The sequence below is a fragment of the Streptomyces sp. NPDC015346 genome, from assembly GCF_043078785.1.
Classification (GTDB): Bacteria; Actinomycetota; Actinomycetes; order Streptomycetales; family Streptomycetaceae; genus Streptomyces.
In genome coordinates, this window is sequence record NZ_JBIBTW010000012.1 from 100,809 (window position 1) to 118,394 (window position 17,586).

A 17,586-nucleotide genomic window follows, 5' to 3' on the forward strand; every position below is an offset into this window, starting at 1 on the left:
CCAGAAGCTCACAAGGACCCGAGCGTCAGACGCCCGGACCTTCGTCTTCCAAGGCCGTCAGGAACGAGGCCCACGCGGCGGAGGACAGGACGAGGGTCGCCCGATGGGCGTCCTTGGAGTCCCGGACGGCGGCGGTGCCGGGGATGTTGAGGGCGACCTCGACGCACTCGCCGTGCGCGTCTCCGCTGCTGTAGCTGGACTTCTTGAACATGAACGAGGGCACGGGGCCTACATCTCCTTGCGGATGCCGTCGATCAGCCTGGCCGAGTTCTGTTGCGCCAGGCCCAGCCGAGTGATCCGGTCGAACACGACGTTGTGGTGGGCCGCATCAGTCTCGCTCTCCAACCAGAGCTTCGTCGAGGTCGTATCCGCCTGGACCACGTCCAGAGCCCCGGGCTCCGCGAAGGACACGATGGTGAACGCACTGGTCATGCCAGGGTGCGCACCGGCGATGTACGGCAGGACCTGGACCCTGACGTTCGGCAGCCGGGACATGTCCAGCAGGTGCTCCAGTTGCTCCCGCATGACGTGCGTCCCGCCGACGGTCTGGCGCAACGCGCCCTCGTGGAGCACGGCCCACAGCCGCAGCGGCCGCTCCCCGGCCAGCCGGACCTGCCGAGCCATCCTCGCCTCGACGAACAGTTCGACCTCGTCGAGGTCTTCCCATGACCCATTGCCGACGGCCAACGCACGCGCGTAGTCGGGTGTTTGCAGCAGCCCGGGCACGAAGGCGAGCTGCCAGGTCCGGATCTCCGTCGCGATCTCCTCGAGCGCGAAGTACTCCGTCTGCCCCTTCAGTTGCGGGTACTGATTCCACCAACCCTTGGCCTTGCGCCGGTCGCGGTCCGCCTTGGCCAGTTCCAGCAGCCTGTCGACGACGGCCGGATCGGCCTCGCCGTACAGGTGGCACAGGGCGCGGATGTCCGGGTCTCGCATCGGGACGAGGCCCCGCTCCATCTTCGCCACCTTGGCCACGGATGCCGTGAGGGCTTCGGCGGCGTGCGCCTGCTTCAGGTTCAACGCTTCGCGCATGCGCAGCAGCTCGCTGCCCAGTCGCCGACCGAGGACGGTCGACACCGATACGCCACGGTCCGGATTCCTGCTCGGCATCCTTGCTCCCTCCCTGCGCGTGCGCCCAGTCTGCTCCGTCCGACGAAGGACCCCCAAATCATCTCAGTAGAAATTTCTGGCCCGTTCGATTGCTGGCCGACTGACTCTCTGGCTACCGTCGGTGCACAGGCCATCACGACACGAAGTCGACTGACGGAAGAGCACCCTGCTGCCCGCACGCAGCCCGCGGCGACGCCACCGACAGGCGCATTCACACCGGAGGTACACGCTCATGTCCGATGCGTGCGAGGTCACCAAAACCCGCTACGACTCCGTCAGTTACACGCCCTACCCCCAGAGCGTCCGGCTCGCCCGGCGGCGGGTCGCCGAGCGGGTGGTCACCTGGGGTCACCCCGAGCTCGCTGGCGACGCGGCTCTCGTCACAAGCGAGTTGGGGACGAACGCCCTGCTGCACGGGTGCCTGGGTGACCGGCTCTTCCGGGTGGAGGTCAGGCTCGACGGACGCGTGTTGCGGATCGCCGTGACGGATCCCAGGGGGGAGCGACTGCCACAGACCAGGGCGCCCGGGGTGGACGAGAGGTACGGGCGGGGGCTCGTCATCGTCCGTACCGTCGCCGCGCGGTGGGACGTCGTACCGCTCACCGTCGGCAAGACGGTCTGGGCCGAACTGGACGTGACGCAGGGCCCGGTCGGGAGAAGCCTCCCGACCGGGCCCTGGGAAAGTCCGGGTCAGCCGCCGATCGGCACGTAGCCGGACCAGCTCATCGCGGCCACGGTGAACCCACCGCCCCCGCGGCAACCGTCCCCCCGCGCGCGGGCAGAGGCAAGGGCCCGGACACCCACAGGCATCCGGGCCCCTCGCTTCGGTCTGCGGGCGTCAGGCCCAGGTGATCAACCGCTTCGGCTGCTCCAGGATCGCGGCGACGTCCGCCAGGAACTTCGAGCCCAGCTCGCCGTCGACCAGTCGGTGGTCGAACGACAGCGCCAGCGTCGTCACCTGACGCGGCTTCACCTTGCCCTTGTGCACCCACGGCTGGAGCTTGATCGCACCGACCGCGAGGATCGCGGACTCGCCCGGGTTGATGATGGGCGTACCGGTGTCGACGCCGAAGACGCCGACGTTGGTGATGGTGAAGGTGCCGCCCTGCATCGCCGCCGGCGTCGTCTTCCCCTCGCGGGCGGTGGCGACCAGCTCGCTCAGGGAGCGCGACAGCTCCGGCAGCGTCTGGGCGTGCGCGTCCTTGATGTTCGGCACGATCAGACCGCGCGGGGTGGCCGCGGCGATGCCCAGGTTGACGTAGTGCTTGACCACGATCTCCTGGTTCGCCTCGTCCCAGGCCGCGTTGATCTCCGGGTTGCGCCGGACGGCGACCAGGACGGCCTTGGCGATGAGGAGGAGCGGGTTGACGCGCAGGCCCGCCATGTCCTTGTCGGACTTGAGCTCCTCGACCAGCTTCATCGTGCGCGTGATGTCGAAGGTGACGAACTCGGTGACGTGCGGCGCGGTGAAGGCCGAACCGACCATCGCCGCGGCCGTGGCCTTGCGTACGCCCTTGATGGGGACGCGGGTCTCCCGAGCCCCGTCCGTCACCCCGGCCGCGGCCGTGGCCGCCGCGGGGGCGGGCGCGGGCGCCGGTACGGACACGGGCCGGGGAGCCTCGACCGAGGGCGCCTGGGCGGGCGCCGGGGCAGGGGCCGGGGCGGCCGCCGCGTGGACGTCCTCGCGGGTGATGATCCCGTCCGGACCGGTCGGGGTGACCGTCGTCAGGTCGACCCCGAGGTCCTTGGCGAGCTTGCGCACCGGCGGCTTGGCCAGCGGGCGGCCCGTCGCGGTGGCGTGCTGGCCGTGACCGTTGAGCTGCTCCGGTACGGAGACGGGCGCGACGGCGGCAGCGGCCGGGGCCTCGACCGTGGTCTTGCGGGCCCGGCGCTTGGTGGAGGTCGCGGCCACGCCGTAGCCGACCAGGACCGGCTGCCGGCCCTGCGGCTCGGCCTCGGCGGCGGCCTCGGCCGGCTCCTCGGCGGCGGCCTCGACCGGAGCCTGCGCGGGTGCCTCGGCCTGGTCCGTACCCCCGCCGACGTTCACGGAGATGATGACCTCGCCGACGTCGACCGTCGTGCCCTCGGGGAAGCGCAGCTCGTGCACCACACCGTCGAAGGGGCACGGCAGCTCGACGGCGGCCTTGGCCGTCTCGACCTCGCAGACGACCTGCCCGTCGGTGACCGTGTCACCGGGCTGGACGTACCACTTGAGGATCTCGGCCTCGGTGAGGCCCTCGCCCACATCGGGCATCTTGAATTCGCGGATCGTCACGATGCTCTCCTCAGTACGCCAGCGAGCGGTCGACGGCGTCGAGCACGCGGTCAAGACCCGGCAGGTACTCCTCCTCCAGGCGCGCCGGCGGATACGGCGCGTGGTAGCCGCCGACCCGCAGGACGGGGGCCTCCAGGTGGTAGAAGCAGCGCTCGGTGATCCGGGCGGCGATCTCCGCGCCCGAGCCGTAGAAGACCGGGGCCTCGTGGACCACGACAAGGCGGCGGGTCTTCTCGACCGAGGTCTGGATCGCGTCGAAGTCGATCGGGGACATCGAGCGCAGGTCCAGGACCTCCACCGACTTGCCCTCCTCCTGGGCGGCCGCGGCGGCCTCCAGGCAGACCTTCACCATCGGGCCGTACGCGGCGAGCGTGAGGTCCGTGCCCTGCCGGGCCACCCGCGCCTTGTGCAGCTCGCCGGGGATGGCCTCGGTGTCGACCTCGCTCTTGTCCCAGTAGCGGCGCTTGGGCTCGAAGAAGATGACCGGGTCGTCGCTCTGGATGGCCTGCTGGAGCATCCAGTACGCGTCGGAGGAGTTGGAGGGCGAGACGACCTTGAGGCCCGCGACGTGCGCGAAGAGCGCCTCGGGGGACTCGGAGTGGTGCTCGACCGCGCCGATGCCGCCGCCGTACGGGATACGGACGACGACCGGCAGCTTGATCTTGCCGAGCGCACGGGCGTGCATCTTGGCGAGCTGCGTGACGATCTGGTCGTACGCGGGGAAGACGAAGCCGTCGAACTGGATCTCCACGACGGGCCGGTAGCCGCGCAGGGCCAGGCCGATCGCGGTGCCGACGATGCCGGACTCGGCGAGCGGGGTGTCGATGACCCGCTCCTCGCCGAAGTCCTTCTGCAGCCCGTCGGTGACCCGGAAGACACCGCCGAGCTTTCCGACGTCCTCGCCCATGATGAGGACCTTGGGGTCGGTCTCCAGGGCCTTGCGGAGCGACTCGTTGAGCGCCTTGGCCAGGGGAAGCTTCTGTACGGCCATGGTTACTTGCCCTCCTCGGCGCCGGCGTCGGCGAAGGACGCCTGGTAGGCGGCGAACTCCACCCGCTCCTCGTCGACGAGCGCGTGCCCGTCGGCGTAGACATTCTCGAAGATCGCCATGTGGTCCGGGTCGGGCATGGCGCGGACGGCCTCGCGGACGCGCTTGCCGAGCGCCTCGCTCTCCGCCTCCAGCTCCTCGAAGAAGGCCGCGTCGGCGTGGCCGGCCTTCTCCAGGTACGCCTTGAGCCGCAGGATCGGGTCCTTCGCCTCCCAGGCCTCGCGCTCCTCGTCGGCGCGGTACTTGGTCGGGTCGTCCGAGGTGGTGTGGGCGCCCATGCGGTAGGTGAAGGCCTCGACCAGGGTCGGGCCCTCGCCGCGGCGGGCCCGCTCCAGCGCCGACCGGGTCACGGCCAGGCAGGCGAGGACGTCGTTGCCGTCGACGCGGACGCCGGGGAAGCCGTAGCCCTGCGCGCGCTGGTAGAGCGGGACGCGGGTCTGCCGCTCGGTGGGCTCGGAGATCGCCCACTGGTTGTTCTGGCAGAAGAACACGACCGGGGCGTTGTAGACCGCGGAGAAGGTGAACGACTCGGCGACATCGCCCTGGCTGGACGCGCCGTCGCCGAAGTACGCGATCACGGCCGAGTCCGCGCCGTCCTTGGCGACGCCCATGGCGTAGCCGGTGGCGTGCAGGGTCTGCGAGCCGATGACGATCGTGTACAGATGGAAATTGTTGGTGTTCGGGTCCCAGCCACCGTGGTTCACACCGCGGAACATGCCCAGCAGGTTGGTCGGGTCGACCCCGCGGCACCAGGCCACACCGTGCTCCCGATAGGTCGGGAAGACGTAGTCGTCGTCACGCAGCGCGCGGCCGGAGCCGATCTGCGCGGCCTCCTGGCCGAGCAGCGACGCCCACAGGCCCAGCTCGCCCTGACGCTGCAGGGAGGTGGCCTCGGAGTCGAAGCGGCGGGTGAGGACCATGTCCCGGTACAGGCCGCGCAGCTCGTCGGCGCTCAGGTCGATGTCGTAATCGGGGTGCTGGACGCGCTCCCCTTCGGGCGTCAGCAACTGAACGAGCTCGGGCTCGGCGCCCTGCCCCTTCTTGACGCTCGCGCTGGCGGTGCGCTTGGCGCCGCTGCTGCGTCGCGTCGTCTTGCGCGCGGCAGTGCTCTCCACGGTCACGTGCGTGCTCCTCCGTCGGTCCGGCCCCCGGGTTCGCCGGAGTGGCCTGGGGTCCCCCCTACCGGAGGTAAGGGGAGGCTCCGCCTGTATCCGTACCCGCGCACGGGGTGGGTGCGACGCAGCCGGGGACAGGCGTGACAGGTGCCCCGGCGAACGCCCTGTCATAGGCACGTTACCCAGTGCGCCGCATTCCTGCGAAACCCCATTTGACCTGCGATTTTGCTTGGATTTCCAAGTAAATCGAGAAATGCGGGAACACAGCTGGTCAGCGCGGTGCAACGGCCGTGGGGCCGCCGGAACACGGGCACGTTATCCCGCCACCCCCGGGCACGGGAAGAGCCAATATGTGAGACTGACCCCGTGCGCGAAGAGGGAAAAATCCGGGTATTTCTGCTGGACGACCACGAAGTCGTACGGCGCGGCGTCCACGAGCTGCTCTCCGTGGAGGACGACATCGAGGTGGTCGGAGAGGCCGGCACAGCGGCGGATGCCCTGGTCAGGATCCCGGCGGCCCGTCCGGACGTGGCCGTGCTCGACGTCCGGCTGCCCGACGGCAGCGGAGTCGAGGTCTGCCGCGAGGTGCGCTCGCGGAACGCCGACATCAAATGCCTGATGCTCACGTCGTACGCCGACGACGAGGCCCTTTTCGACGCGATCATGGCCGGGGCCTCCGGATATGTCCTCAAGGCCATCCGGGGCAACGAACTCCTGGCGGCGGTACGCGACGTCGCGGCCGGCAAGTCCCTGCTCGACCCGGTCGCCACCGAGCGCGTCCTGGAGCGGCTGCGCGACGGAAACAGCCCGAAGGGGGACGACCGGCTCGCCCACCTGACGGAACAGGAGCGCAAGATCCTGGATCTGATCGGCGAGGGCCTGACCAACCGGGTCATCGGCGAGCGGCTCCACCTCGCGGAGAAGACCATCAAGAACTACGTCTCCAGCCTGCTGTCGAAACTGGGCATGGAACGCCGCTCGCAGGCGGCGGCGTACGTGGCCCGGCTGCAGGCGGAGCGCCACTGAGGCGAGGGATGGGGGCGGAGGCCGGGGCCGGGGGGCGGGACTGACCAGGCCCAGGACCGAGGCCTGTTCGGGCGGGCGCGGGCGCGATTCGGGACCTAGGTCCCGGCTGGGCGGGGCCGGAGGCCCTTCTGCGGCACGGGGCCGGTGGCCGAGAGTGGACGCCATGTCCACCGAGGAGACCGGGACCGAGGCTGTCGCGGCCGACGCGATCCAGCTGCTGAGCCGCGTGCCGTACGGCCGGGTGGCGACGATCATGCGGGCGATGCCCTTCGTCGCACCCGCCCGGCACATCGTGGACGACGGCCGCGTCCTGCTCCGGATGCACCAGGGGTTCGGCTACCACCGCGCCTGCGCCGGCGGCGTCGTCGCCTACGGGGCGGACAACCTCAACTCCGGCGCCGCGCACCTCTGGTCCGTGCAGTTCACCGGTACCGCCGAGGCCGTCGAGCCGACCGACGCGCAGCTGGCCGCCTTCGGCCCCGCGCCCCGCCTCGTGGACGGCGAACCCTTCGCCCCGGTGTACCTGCGCGTCGAACCGCGGTTCACGACCGTGCACGCACTCGACTCGGCCACGCCACCGAGCACCCCCCAGCCCCACCCCTACCCAGAGAGCGACATCTCCACCACGTAGCGTGATCTAACATATGGGGAGTGCCGCGCTCATCTGAAACGCTCGCTCCTCCCGTCGGCGCTCTCCTGCGCCGCTACCGGGACGCCGGGGAGCCGCTCTCCTGCGAACCCGTCACCCAGGGCCTCCTCAACCGCGGCTACCGCCTCGCCACCACCCGCGGCGCCTACTTCCTCAAGCAGCACCTCGACGCCCCGACCGCCGACCGGGACACCATCAGCCGCCAGCACCGCGCCACCCACCGCCTGCACGCCCTCGGCCTGCCCGTCGCCCCGCCGCTCGCCGACGCCGGCGGCCGTACGGTCGCCGTCATCGGCGGCCGCTGCTACGCCCTGCACCCCTGGGTCGACGGCCGCCACCGCGACGGCGCCCAGCTCTCCACCGGCGGCTCCCGGCGCCTGGGCACCCTTCTCGGACACGTCCACACCTGCCTGGAGCAGGTCATGGAGCGCACGCCGCCCGGCGAGGAGTACGAGAGCGCACGCCCCGAGGACACCTTCCGGGTCATCGACGAGCTGCTCCGCCTCGCCCGCGCCCGCCGCCCCCGCACCTGCTTCGACGAGCTCGCCGAGCACCGGCTGCTCGAACGCCGGGTCCTCCTCGCCGAGCACGCCCACCGCCGTCCCCCGCCCGCCGCCGCGGCCGGCTGGGTGCACGGCGACTTCCACCCGCTGAACCTGCTCTACCGGGGCGCGGAACCGGCCGCGATCCTCGACTGGGACCGCCTGGGCGTCCAGCCCCGGGCGGAGGAGGCCGTCAGGGCCGCCGCCATCTTCTTCGTACGGCCGGCGGGCGAGCTGGCGCTGGGGAAGGTACGGGCCTACGCGCGGGCCTACCGGCGCGCGGCGGGCGCGGACGCGGACGAACTCGCGGCGGCCGTGCACCGGGTGTGGTGGGAGCGTCTCAACGACTTCTGGATACTGCGCTGGCGCTACCAGCTCCACGACCGAAGGGCCGACCCGCAGTTTCCCGCGGCGTCGGCCCTGGCGGTGTGGTGGACCCGCGAGTACGAAGCGGTGCGCGACGCGTTCGCGGGGTGAGCGGTCCGGCTCGGGCTCGGGCTCCGGCTCCGGCTTCGGCTTCGGTCCTGCTCCGGCTCCGGCTCCAGGTCAGGGAGTGGTACCGCCGTCGCCGACCCCCGTCGTCGTCCCCGTGTTGGTGTTGCCGGTCGTCGTGCCGGTGTTCGTGTTGCCCGCCGACGTACCCGTGTTGGTGCTGCCCTCCGTGGTCCCCTCGGTGGTGCCTTCCGTGGTCCCCTCGGTGGTGTTGCCCTCCGTGGTGCCCTCGGTCGTGCCCTCCGTGGTCCCTTCGGTGTCCGTCCCACCGTCGGTCGGGTCGGTCGACGGCGACGCGGTGTCCGACGGCGTGCTCGACGCCGTCGGCTCGTACGTCGGCGTGTACTTCGGCGGCCAGGGCTGCTGGTTGCCGCCGGTGGACGTGTCCGACTCACTCGTCTGCTGCGAGGGCGTCGGGGTCGGCGTCGGGGTGGGCGAATCCTCCGTCTTCGACGGCGAGTTGGAGACCGACGGCGGCGTCGTCGTACCGCCGCCCTTCTCCCCGGCCTTGTCCAGCGCGTACACCACGCCCGCCATGATCGCGATCAGCGCGAGCGCCACGAACAGCAGCATCTTGCCGCGGCCGTCCTTGCGCCCCTGGGAGCCGTAGCCGCCGTCCTGCCCGTAACCGCCGTGCCCGCCGCCGGTGTAGCCGCCGTCGTCCGGGTTCACCGGCGGCAGGATCGGGCGCTGCGCGGTCTCGTGGTGCATCGGGTGGCCGAGCGGGCTCGTCGCGGCGACGCCGCCGACCGGGGTGTGGCCGCCCTCGTGGAGCTCCACCGGGCCGGTGTTCCACGTGCCGGTGTGGCCGCCCTGCTGCTGGAGCATCTGCAGGCCGTACTGGATCAGCCCGCGCATCTCCTCCGCGCTCTGGAACCGGTCGTCCGGGTCCTTCGCGAGCGACCGCATCACCAGGCCGTCGAGCTCCGGCGGCGCCCCCTCGGCCACGTCCGACGGCGGGATCGGCGCGTCCTGGACGTGCTGATAGACCACCGAGAGCGGAGTCTCGCCCGTGAACGGCGGCCGCGACGCGAGCAGTTCGTAGAGCAGGCAGCCCGTGGCGTACAGGTCGGAGCGGTGGTCCACGGCCTTGCCGAGGGCCTGCTCGGGGGAGAGGTACTGCGGCGTGCCCATGACCATGCCGGTCTGAGTCATCGTCGACTGCGCGCCGTGCAGGGCGCGGGCGATGCCGAAGTCCATGACCTTCACCGCGCCGCCGTCCGTGATGATGACGTTCGCGGGCTTGATGTCACGGTGCACGATGCCGTGCTGATGGGAGTACGCGAGCGCTTCGAGGACGCCCGAGACGATGATCAGGGCCTGCTCCGGGCCCGGCGCCTCGGCGCTGATCAGCAGGTCGCGGATGGTGCGCCCCTCGACCAGCTCCATCACGATGTACGGGACGGACTGGCTGCCCACGACGTCCTCGCCGGAGTCGTACACCGCCACGATCGCATGGTGGTTGAGCCCGGCGACCGACTGCGCCTCGCGCGTGAAGCGGGCCTTGGACACCGGGTCCTCGGCGAGGTCGGAGCGGAGCAGCTTGACGGCCACCGTGCGGCCGAGACGCACGTCCTCGGCGGCGAACACCTCGGCCATGCCGCCGCGTCCCAGACGGTGGGTCAGGCGGTAGCGGCCGTCACCGACCACTCCGCCAACGCCCCAGGACTCCGCAGCAGCGCCCGACACACCGCCGCCTGCCTCGGATTCGGGTGCCATCAGTCCTCGCCGTCATCTGTCTTACGTATCGTCTGTCTTACGTGCGGTCCGTCTTACGCGCCGTACGCGCCGTACGCGTCCTACAAGTCTTACGAGTCTTCTTCACGCGTCTTCCCGTACCGCCGTCACGCTACAGGCTCCGTCCGACAACACGGTCCGAGATGGACCGGCCATCCAACCCCTTCCGCGTACGCCTGTGCAAATTCAGGCCCGTTCCTGTAACGCTTGCGAGACGCTTCTTGTGCGGAGGGTCACGGAACGGGCACCCGGCTTGACGTGTCGGTGCCCTGGGGCAGACTTGGCCAGGAAATTTCGGATCAGCGCCGCCACGCGCGCGTAGGGGGAAGCACGAATGAGCCAGGACGGCGCACAGGGCCGCTATGCGGGCGGTTCGGTCGCGGGCGGCCGGTACCAGCTTCGCGACCTGCTCGGCGAGGGCGGTATGGCCTCCGTCTACCTGGCCTACGACAGCGCGCTCGACCGACAGGTCGCCATCAAGACGCTGCACACGGAGCTCGGCCGGGAACAGTCGTTCCGCGAGCGGTTCCGGCGTGAGGCGCAGGCGGTCGCGAAGCTGTCGCACACCAACATCGTCTCGGTCTTCGACACCGGCGAGGACACCCTCGACGGCGCCGTCATGCCGTACATCGTCATGGAGTACGTCGAGGGCCAGCCGCTCGGCTCGGTGCTCGCCTCCGACGTACGGCAGTACGGCGCGATGCCGGCGGACAAGGCGCTCAAGGTGACGGCCGACGTGCTGGCCGCGCTCGAGACCAGCCACGAAATGGGCCTGGTCCACCGGGACATCAAGCCGGGCAACGTGATGATGACCAAGCGCGGCGTGGTCAAGGTCATGGACTTCGGCATCGCGCGCGCCATGCAGTCCGGTGTGACGTCCATGACGCAGACCGGCATGGTCGTCGGCACCCCGCAGTACCTCTCCCCCGAGCAGGCCCTCGGCCGCGCGGTGGACGCCCGCTCCGACCTGTACTCGGTCGGCATCATGCTCTTCCAGCTCCTCACCGGCCGGCTGCCCTTCGACGCGGACTCGCCGCTCGCCATCGCGTACGCCCACGTCCAGGAGGAGCCGGTCGCGCCGTCCTCCGTCAACCGCTCGGTGACCCCGGCGATGGACGCGCTCGTCGCCCGCGCGCTGAGGAAGAACCCGAACGAGCGTTTCCCGAGCGCGGCGGCCATGCGGGACGAGTGTCTGCGCGTGCTGTCGGCCGGCCAGACGAGCGCGCCGGTGATCGTGGCCGGCGGACCGGTCAGCAGCGGTGCCGGAGTCGGCTCGGCGGTCTTCCCGCCGGTCGGCCAGACCCCGCCGCCCCAGACGCACGGCGTCCAGCAGCCGTACCAGCCGCACACGCCCCAGCCGGGTCCGTACGGGCCCGCGACGCCTGCCCCCGCGCCGTCCTACGGCTATCCGCAGCAGGCGCCGACGCCCGCTCCGATGTACCAGACGCCCACTCCGGGGCCGTACACGATGTCGCCGCAGCCCTCGTCGTCGCCCGCGAGCGGGGGCACCGGCGGCTCACGCCGGAACATGCCCGTGATCGTGGGCGCGATCGTCGTGGCGCTGGTCGCCATCGGCGGCGTCATCACGGCGCTCTCCCTGCAGGACGACCCGAACCCGAACGCGGGCGGCGACGACCCGAGCCAGAGCCAGAGCGCGGCGCCGGGTCACAAGGGTCCCGATCTGACCAAGACCATCGACCCGAAGAAGTGCACGGAGCCGAAGGAGTCGAGCGACGACCCGGCGAAGTTCGAGATCCCGAACTTCACGTACAAGAACATCCAGTCGGTGAAGGCCTGCGTCCAGGCCGCCGGCTGGAAGATCATGACGCAGACGCCGGTGGACGAGGCCACGTACGGCGAGGGCACGGTCCTCGAGCAGTACCCGCCGGCCGGCGAGGACGCCACCGACGAGGGCGCCGAGTTCACGCTCAAGGTCTCGACGGGCAACCCGCCGCAGTAACCGACCGGGCCGCCGCGGGCCGCCGCGGCTCAGGAAGCTGGTGGGGCCGGGGGTCCGGGAGTCTGTGGGAGGCGTCATCCGTGCGCGGGTGCCGGGATGCCGGACATGCCCCGACATGTGACGCTGAGGCGCAGACCTCGGCGGCTCGGTACGGGAGGCGGTCCCGGTGGTTCCAGGACTCCGCCGCACGCGGACGCGGGCCCTCGGCCCGGTGCTCGTGTGCTGGCTGGTGATGGGTGTCGTACCGGTGGCGTACGGGACGGAGAGGGGGCCGACGCCTCACTCCTCGGTCTCGGGCTCAGCCTCGGGCTCGGGCTCGGGCTCGGTGAGGGTGCCTGCGAAGGCGTCGGCGCCCGTGAAGGGCTCACCGCACGCCTCCGGGAAGGCTCCGGGGAAGGCCTCGTCGTCGCATGGGCCGGGAGCGGCGCCGGGAGCGGCGGCCGTAACGCCGTCCGGTCCGTCGCCGCACGGCTCGGACGGACCGCGCCCGCCGGGTGCGAGCAACCGCCCCCCCGGTCCTCTTGGCCCTCCCGGCCCTTCCGGTCCTCTTGGCCCCCCTGGCCCTCCCGGTCCTCCCGGTCCTTCCCGGACGGTCGGGCCCTCGGCGTCGTCCGGGCCGGTCGCGGCGCCGGACCCCGTACCGGCCTCCGTGACCGCGAGCGAGTCCCCCGGTCCCGGTCCTGCCGGATCGCTGGCCGGGCGTCCGGCCGGGGAGGGGCGCGATCGGCCCGGCCGCCCGCCCGCGTCCTCCGGCCCGATCGACCCGAGCGACCTGGGCGACCCTGAGGAGTCGCCGACCCCCTCACGTACCAAAACTGCAACAGCCGACCCGCCCCCGGAGGAGTGGGAAGTGCCGGACGAGGTCCTCGAAGCGGTACCGGAGGGGGAGGTTCCGCCGTCCGAGTCCGTCGACGGGAGCCCGCCCGCCGCCGCCCCCGGGACCACCACCAGGGCCACCGGCACCCTCACTGACCGGCAGGTTCCCGTCCTGACGTTCGGAGTGGGGCTCGCGATGGTGGGGCTCGGCATCGGTTTCCTCGGCGTCCGGATGCGCCGCCGCTGAGGGGCCGCGTCCCCCTGACGACCCTCTCCCGTCCCCCTTGAGACGGACCCCCGAGTTCCCTCGGAGGTCGCTTGTCGGCGTCGGCATACTCGGTATACATACTGAGTATGTCAATCCGCCACGGGCTTCTCGCCCTCCTCGAACGCGGGCCGCGTTACGGCTCGCAGCTCCGTACGGAGTTCGAGTCCCGCACCGGCTCCACCTGGCCCCTCAACGTCGGCCAGGTCTACACGACCCTCAACCGTCTCGAACGGGACGGCATGGTCGCGCAGGACGGCGAGGACGAGGCGGGCCACGCGCTCTACTCGATCACCGACAGCGGCCGGGACGAACTGAGGAACTGGTTCGAGAAGCCCGTCGACCGCACCAGCCCGGCCCGTGACGAGCTGGCCATCAAGCTCGCCATGGCCGTCGGGGCGCCCGGCGTCGACATCCGCGCCGTCATCCAGTCGCAGCGCCACCACACCGTGCGGGCGATGCAGGACTACACCCGGCTCAAGGCACAGGCGCTGGCCGCCCTGGAGAACGGCCCGTCCCGGGAACGCGACGACGTGGCCTGGCTCCTCGTCCTGGAGCAGCTGATCTTCCAGACCGAGGCCGAGGCCCGCTGGCTCGACCACTGCGAAGCCCGTCTGATCCGGCTCTCGTCGACGGCCGGCGAGAACCGGCCGGCCCCGACCGCGACCGCCGCGCCCGCCGCGCCCGCCGCGCCCGCCGCGACGGCCGCCACCGCCGAGACTGCCGAGACTGCCGTCCGGGCCGCGGGCCCGCCACCGCAGCGCTGACCCCGCGGCCGAGGCCCGCGCCTCGCCCCACCCATGTCCCGTACCACCTCACAACCGCTCCGTACGCAACGGACGTCCGGCACCCGGACGTCGGTCGGCGTACGCCTTAGGGGGACCTCTCCATGTCCACACAGCAGCCCGTGCTGCGACTGCAGAACCTGACCCGCGTCCACGGCTCCGGCGCCACCGAGGTGCACGCCCTGCGCGGCATAGACCTCGACGTGTTCCCCGGGGAACTCGTCGCCGTCATGGGCCCCTCCGGCTCCGGCAAGTCCACCCTGCTCACCATCGCGGGCGGCCTGGACACCCCCACCTCCGGCCGGGTGATCGTCGAGAACACCGACATCACCACCGCCGACCGCAAGGCGCTCGCCGCCCTGCGCCGCCGCAGCATCGGTTACGTCTTCCAGGACTACAACCTCATCCCCGCCCTGACCGCCGCCGAGAACGTCGCCCTCCCCCGGGAGCTGGACGGCACCTCCGCACGCAAGGCGCGCGGCGAGGCCCTCGCCGCCCTGCGGGAGATGGACCTCGGCCACCTCGCCGACCGCTTCCCGGACGAGATGTCGGGCGGCCAGCAGCAGCGGGTGGCCATCGCCCGCGCCCTCGTCGGCGACCGGCGCCTCGTCCTGGCCGACGAGCCCACCGGCGCCCTGGACTCCGAGACCGGCGAGTCCGTCCTCGCCCTGCTGCGCAGCCGTTGCGACGCGGGCGCGGCGGGCGTCCTGGTCACCCACGAGCCGCGGTTCGCCGCCTGGGCCGACCGTGTCGTCTTCCTCCGGGACGGTGCCGTCGTCGACCAGACCGTACGCAGCGACGCCGACTCGCTCCTGTCCGGCCAGGCGGCCGAACGGTGAACAACTGGTTCCATTCCTGGCGCGCCGCGATCCGCATCGCCCGCCGCGACGCCTGGCGCTACAAGGGCCGCAGCTTCCTGGTCCTCGCCATGATCGCCCTCCCCATCCTGGGCGTCAGCGCCGCCGACCTGACCCTGCGCAGCTCGGAGCTCTCCACCACGGAGAAGCTCGACCGGATGATCGGCGCCGCCGACGCCCGCTTCAACGACGCCGCCGTCGCCGGAGTCCCGATCCTCCAGGCGCCCGACGGCGAGATGCACACCCCGGCCAAGGACTACGAGGACAAGGCCTGGCCCAGCGGTCCGACCGATGTCACCAAGACCTTTCCGGCCGGCGCGGTCGTCCTGACCGACAGCTCGGGAAGCGCCAAGCTCACCACCGCCCATGGGCTGCTCCAGACGGAGGTACGTGAGCTCAAGGCCGCCGACCCGGTCGCCCGGGGCATCATGACGCTCCTGGACGGCCGCTTCCCGGAGAAGGCCGACGAGGTCGCCGCCACCTCCCACTTCCTGGAGACCAGCGGTCTGAAGGTGGGCTCGGCCCTCTCCGCGCGCGGCTCCACCGACACGTACCGGATCGTCGGCTCCTACGAGCTTCCCAACGATCTGAAGGCCGATCAGGTCAACGCGCTGCCGGGCGCCTTCCTCGCCCCGTACGCGAAGGCCGTCGAGAAGGCCGGGCTGACCCCGCCCGGCGTCTCCACCACCTATCTGGTGAAGACACCCGGTGGTTTCACGTGGAACATGGTCCAGAAGATCAACACCAAGGGTGTGGCGGTCACCTCGCGTGCCGTCCTCCTGAACCCGCCCGCCGACTCCGAGGTCCCGCTCTACCAGAAGGAGGGCTGGGGAAACTTCGAGTCCAGTCCGGGCGCCGAGGCGGCTGAACTGGCCGCTCTCGGCACCGTCGTCGGCCTCGCCATGCTGGAGATCTGTCTGCTGGCCGGGCCCGCGTTCGCCGTCGGCGCCCGCCGCTCGCGCCGCCAGCTGGGGCTCGTCGGCGCCAACGGTGGCGACCGGAGCCACATCCGCGCCATCGTGCTCAGCGGCGGACTCGTCATCGGCGTCGCCGCGGCCGTCACCGGCACGGTCCTCGCGCTCATCCTGACCTTCGCCCTCCAGCCGCTCCTCGAGGACGCCCTGGGGCAGCGGTTCGGCGACTTCGACGTCCGCCCCCTGGAGCTGCTCGGCATCGCGCTGATCGCCGTGCTGACCGGCCTGATGGCCGCGGTCGTCCCGGCCATCACGTCCTCCCGGCAGACCGTCCTGGCCTCGCTCACCGGCCGTCGCGGCGTCCGTCGCAGCAGCCGCGTGCTGCCGCTGATCGGCCTGGGCGCCCTGCTCCTGGGCGGCGCGATCGCGCTCTACGGGTCGCTGGTCTCCGACCAGTTCGTCATCGTCGCGGGTGGCAGCGCCCTCGCGGAGCTCGGTGTGGTCGCCATGACCCCCGCGCTCGTCGGCCTCTTCGGCCGCACCGGCCGCTGGCTGCCGCTCTCCCCGCGGCTCGCGCTGCGCGACGCGGTGCGCAACCGGGGCCGTACCGCACCCGCCGTCGCCGCGGTGCTCGCCGCCGTCGCCGGAACCGTCGCCGTCTCCACGTACGCGGCGAGCGACGACGCCCAGCAGGCGGCCGAGTACGAGGCACGGCTCCCGCACGGCGCGGTCTCCGCCCTCGTCGTCGAGGAGGGCGGCCGGGACGTTCCCGCGGTCCGTGACGCCGTCCAGCGCCTGCTGCCCGTCGACATCCGCGCGGACGTGAACCGCGTGTCGGTCGGCAAGCCCGGCTGCTCGCCCTACGGCGACGGCGCCGGCTGCGGCGGCTACGAGATCGTCATCCCCCCGGCCAACGAGTGCCCGCTGTGGTCACGCTCCTACGTCGGCGAGGACCCCTCGGAGAAGTTCTCCAAGGAGGAGCGGCGCAAGCTTGCCCAGGACTGGCGCTGCAAGGAGAACGGCGACCGTGGCGTCTACGGCGACGGCGGACTGCTCGTCGGTGACGCGAAGCTCCTGAAGGTCCTCGGAATCGAGGACGCGGGCGCGGAGAAGGCCCTGGCCGAGGGCAAGGTCCTCGCCTTCTCCAAGGCTCAGATCGACCGGAACGGCAAGGTCACCGTCAAGGTGATCGCCGACATGGACAAGGCACTGAAGGCCGAGGCGGAGGGCAAGCCGGCCCCGGGGACCACCCTCACCGTCCTCCCGTCCTACCAGGTGTCCGGCGACGAGGAGTCGTACGGCATACAGGCGCTGATCACCCCGGCCGCGGCCAAGGCCGCCGGTCTCTCCACGGTGCCGCTCGGCTCGTTCTACTCGACCGACCGGATGCCGACCGCCGAGCAGCGGCAGAGGCTGGACGGCGAGATCGCCAAACTCGGCAGTGACGTCGACCTCCACCTGGAGGAGGGGTTCGTCGGGGAGAGCAGCATCGTCCTCCTCGCCCTGACCGTCTTCGCCGGTCTGGTCACCATCGGCGCCGCCGGCATCGCCACCGGCCTCGCGCAGGCCGATGCCGAGGCCGACCTCAAGACGCTCTCCGCCGTCGGGGCGCCGCCGCGGGTGCGCCGCACGCTCAGCGGCTTCCAGTGCGGGGTGGTGGCCGCGATGGGTGTGGTCCTCGGGTCGGCGGCCGGTGTGCTGCCGGCGATCGGGCTGCGGCTCACCGAGGAACGCCAGCAGCTGCGCTTCTACGAGAAGAGCCTGGACGAGGGCTGGGGAGCATTGTCGTCCCCGCCGTACGTGCCGGTCGTCGTCCCCTGGGAGACGCTGGCGGCGCTCCTGGTGCTCGTACCGCTGGGTGCCGCGCTGCTTGCCGCCCTGGTGACCCGCTCGCGGGGCGCCGTGGCCCGCCGCGCCGCGATCTGACCGGTCGGCTTCTGACCGGATTCGTTGCCTTGTCGTGCCCCTGGAGGAGGGTGGATCACCCTCCTCCAG

General features: G+C 71.6%; 16 protein-coding genes. 9 read left to right on the forward strand and 7 right to left on the reverse strand.

Translation table 11 applies throughout. The features are described from left to right. Positions 1–25: 25 nt before the first annotated feature. Together ACF06X_RS32375 and ACF06X_RS32380 are read right to left on the reverse strand one after the other, a co-directional pair. On the reverse strand, positions 26–223 hold the full coding sequence (locus ACF06X_RS32375) for a DUF397 domain-containing protein (protein ID WP_392290880.1): 198 nt from the start codon (positions 221–223) through the stop codon (positions 26–28). A 5-nt stretch (positions 224–228) separates the two neighbouring features. Continuing rightward, positions 229–1,110, reverse strand: a complete 882-nt coding sequence (locus ACF06X_RS32380; RefSeq protein ID WP_392290881.1) for a helix-turn-helix domain-containing protein — start codon at positions 1,108–1,110, stop codon at positions 229–231. Positions 1,111–1,342: 232 nt separating this feature from the next. On the opposite strand from ACF06X_RS32380, the gene ACF06X_RS32385 reads away from it, so the two are divergent. Continuing rightward, complete coding sequence (locus tag ACF06X_RS32385; RefSeq protein WP_392290882.1) at positions 1,343–1,822, forward strand: ATP-binding protein; 480 nt, start codon at positions 1,343–1,345, stop codon at positions 1,820–1,822. 126 nt (positions 1,823–1,948) lie between these two features. Here ACF06X_RS32385 and ACF06X_RS32390 read toward each other — a convergent pair whose 3' ends face one another. The 3 genes from ACF06X_RS32390 to pdhA are packed head-to-tail and all read right to left on the reverse strand — an operon-like array spanning position 1,949 to position 5,554. Then, positions 1,949–3,364 carry a dihydrolipoamide acetyltransferase family protein gene (locus tag ACF06X_RS32390; RefSeq protein WP_392290944.1) on the reverse strand — a complete coding sequence of 472 codons (1,416 nt, stop codon included), beginning with the start codon at positions 3,362–3,364 and terminating at the stop codon, positions 1,949–1,951. Between the two features lie 31 nt (positions 3,365–3,395). Continuing rightward, complete coding sequence (locus ACF06X_RS32395; protein ID WP_392290883.1) at positions 3,396–4,376, reverse strand: alpha-ketoacid dehydrogenase subunit beta; 981 nt, start codon at positions 4,374–4,376, stop codon at positions 3,396–3,398. Between the two features lie 2 nt (positions 4,377–4,378). Continuing rightward, the gene (gene pdhA, locus ACF06X_RS32400; protein WP_392290884.1) at positions 4,379–5,554 is read right to left on the reverse strand and encodes a pyruvate dehydrogenase (acetyl-transferring) E1 component subunit alpha; all 1,176 of its coding nucleotides are present in this window, start codon (positions 5,552–5,554) and stop codon (positions 4,379–4,381) included. A gap of 360 nt (positions 5,555–5,914) precedes the next feature. Between pdhA and ACF06X_RS32405 the strand changes: the two genes are divergently transcribed. From ACF06X_RS32405 to ACF06X_RS32415, 3 genes are all read left to right on the forward strand, one after another. Continuing rightward, the gene (locus ACF06X_RS32405; protein WP_392290885.1) at positions 5,915–6,574 is read left to right on the forward strand and encodes a response regulator; all 660 of its coding nucleotides are present in this window, start codon (positions 5,915–5,917) and stop codon (positions 6,572–6,574) included. A 163-nt stretch (positions 6,575–6,737) separates the two neighbouring features. After that, complete coding sequence (locus tag ACF06X_RS32410; protein ID WP_392290886.1) at positions 6,738–7,205, forward strand: pyridoxamine 5'-phosphate oxidase family protein; 468 nt, start codon at positions 6,738–6,740, stop codon at positions 7,203–7,205. 20 nt (positions 7,206–7,225) lie between these two features. Next, a complete protein-coding gene (locus ACF06X_RS32415; protein ID WP_392290887.1) occupies positions 7,226–8,242 on the forward strand; it encodes a phosphotransferase in 1,017 nt (338 codons plus the stop codon). A gap of 69 nt (positions 8,243–8,311) precedes the next feature. Here the strand turns inward: ACF06X_RS32415 and ACF06X_RS32420 are convergent, their stop codons facing one another. Next, a complete protein-coding gene (locus tag ACF06X_RS32420; RefSeq protein WP_392290888.1) occupies positions 8,312–9,976 on the reverse strand; it encodes a protein kinase in 1,665 nt (554 codons plus the stop codon). Positions 9,977–10,328: 352 nt separating this feature from the next. Here ACF06X_RS32420 and ACF06X_RS32425 point away from each other — a divergent pair, with 352 nt between their 5' ends. Continuing rightward, positions 10,329–11,954: a protein kinase gene (locus ACF06X_RS32425; protein ID WP_392290889.1), complete on the forward strand. Its 1,626-nt coding sequence runs from the start codon at positions 10,329–10,331 to the stop codon at positions 11,952–11,954. Positions 11,955–12,233: 279 nt separating this feature from the next. On the opposite strand, the gene ACF06X_RS32430 is transcribed toward ACF06X_RS32425, so the two are convergent. Beyond that, positions 12,234–12,458: a hypothetical protein gene (locus ACF06X_RS32430; protein WP_392290890.1), complete on the reverse strand. Its 225-nt coding sequence runs from the start codon at positions 12,456–12,458 to the stop codon at positions 12,234–12,236. A gap of 346 nt (positions 12,459–12,804) precedes the next feature. On the opposite strand from ACF06X_RS32430, the gene ACF06X_RS32435 reads away from it, so the two are divergent. From ACF06X_RS32435 to ACF06X_RS32450, 4 genes are all read left to right on the forward strand, one after another. Continuing rightward, positions 12,805–13,017 (forward strand): hypothetical protein, encoded by a 213-nt coding sequence (locus ACF06X_RS32435; protein ID WP_392290891.1) that lies wholly within the window; start codon positions 12,805–12,807, stop codon positions 13,015–13,017. 107 nt (positions 13,018–13,124) lie between these two features. Then, complete coding sequence (locus ACF06X_RS32440) at positions 13,125–13,802, forward strand: PadR family transcriptional regulator (protein ID WP_392290892.1); 678 nt, start codon at positions 13,125–13,127, stop codon at positions 13,800–13,802. A gap of 122 nt (positions 13,803–13,924) precedes the next feature. Further along, a complete protein-coding gene (locus tag ACF06X_RS32445; protein ID WP_392290893.1) occupies positions 13,925–14,659 on the forward strand; it encodes an ABC transporter ATP-binding protein in 735 nt (244 codons plus the stop codon). Continuing rightward, the gene (locus ACF06X_RS32450; RefSeq protein WP_392290894.1) at positions 14,656–17,517 is read left to right on the forward strand and encodes an FtsX-like permease family protein; all 2,862 of its coding nucleotides are present in this window, start codon (positions 14,656–14,658) and stop codon (positions 17,515–17,517) included. Before ACF06X_RS32445 ends, ACF06X_RS32450 begins: the two co-directional genes overlap by 4 nt. The last annotated feature ends 69 nt before the right edge of the window (positions 17,518–17,586 follow it).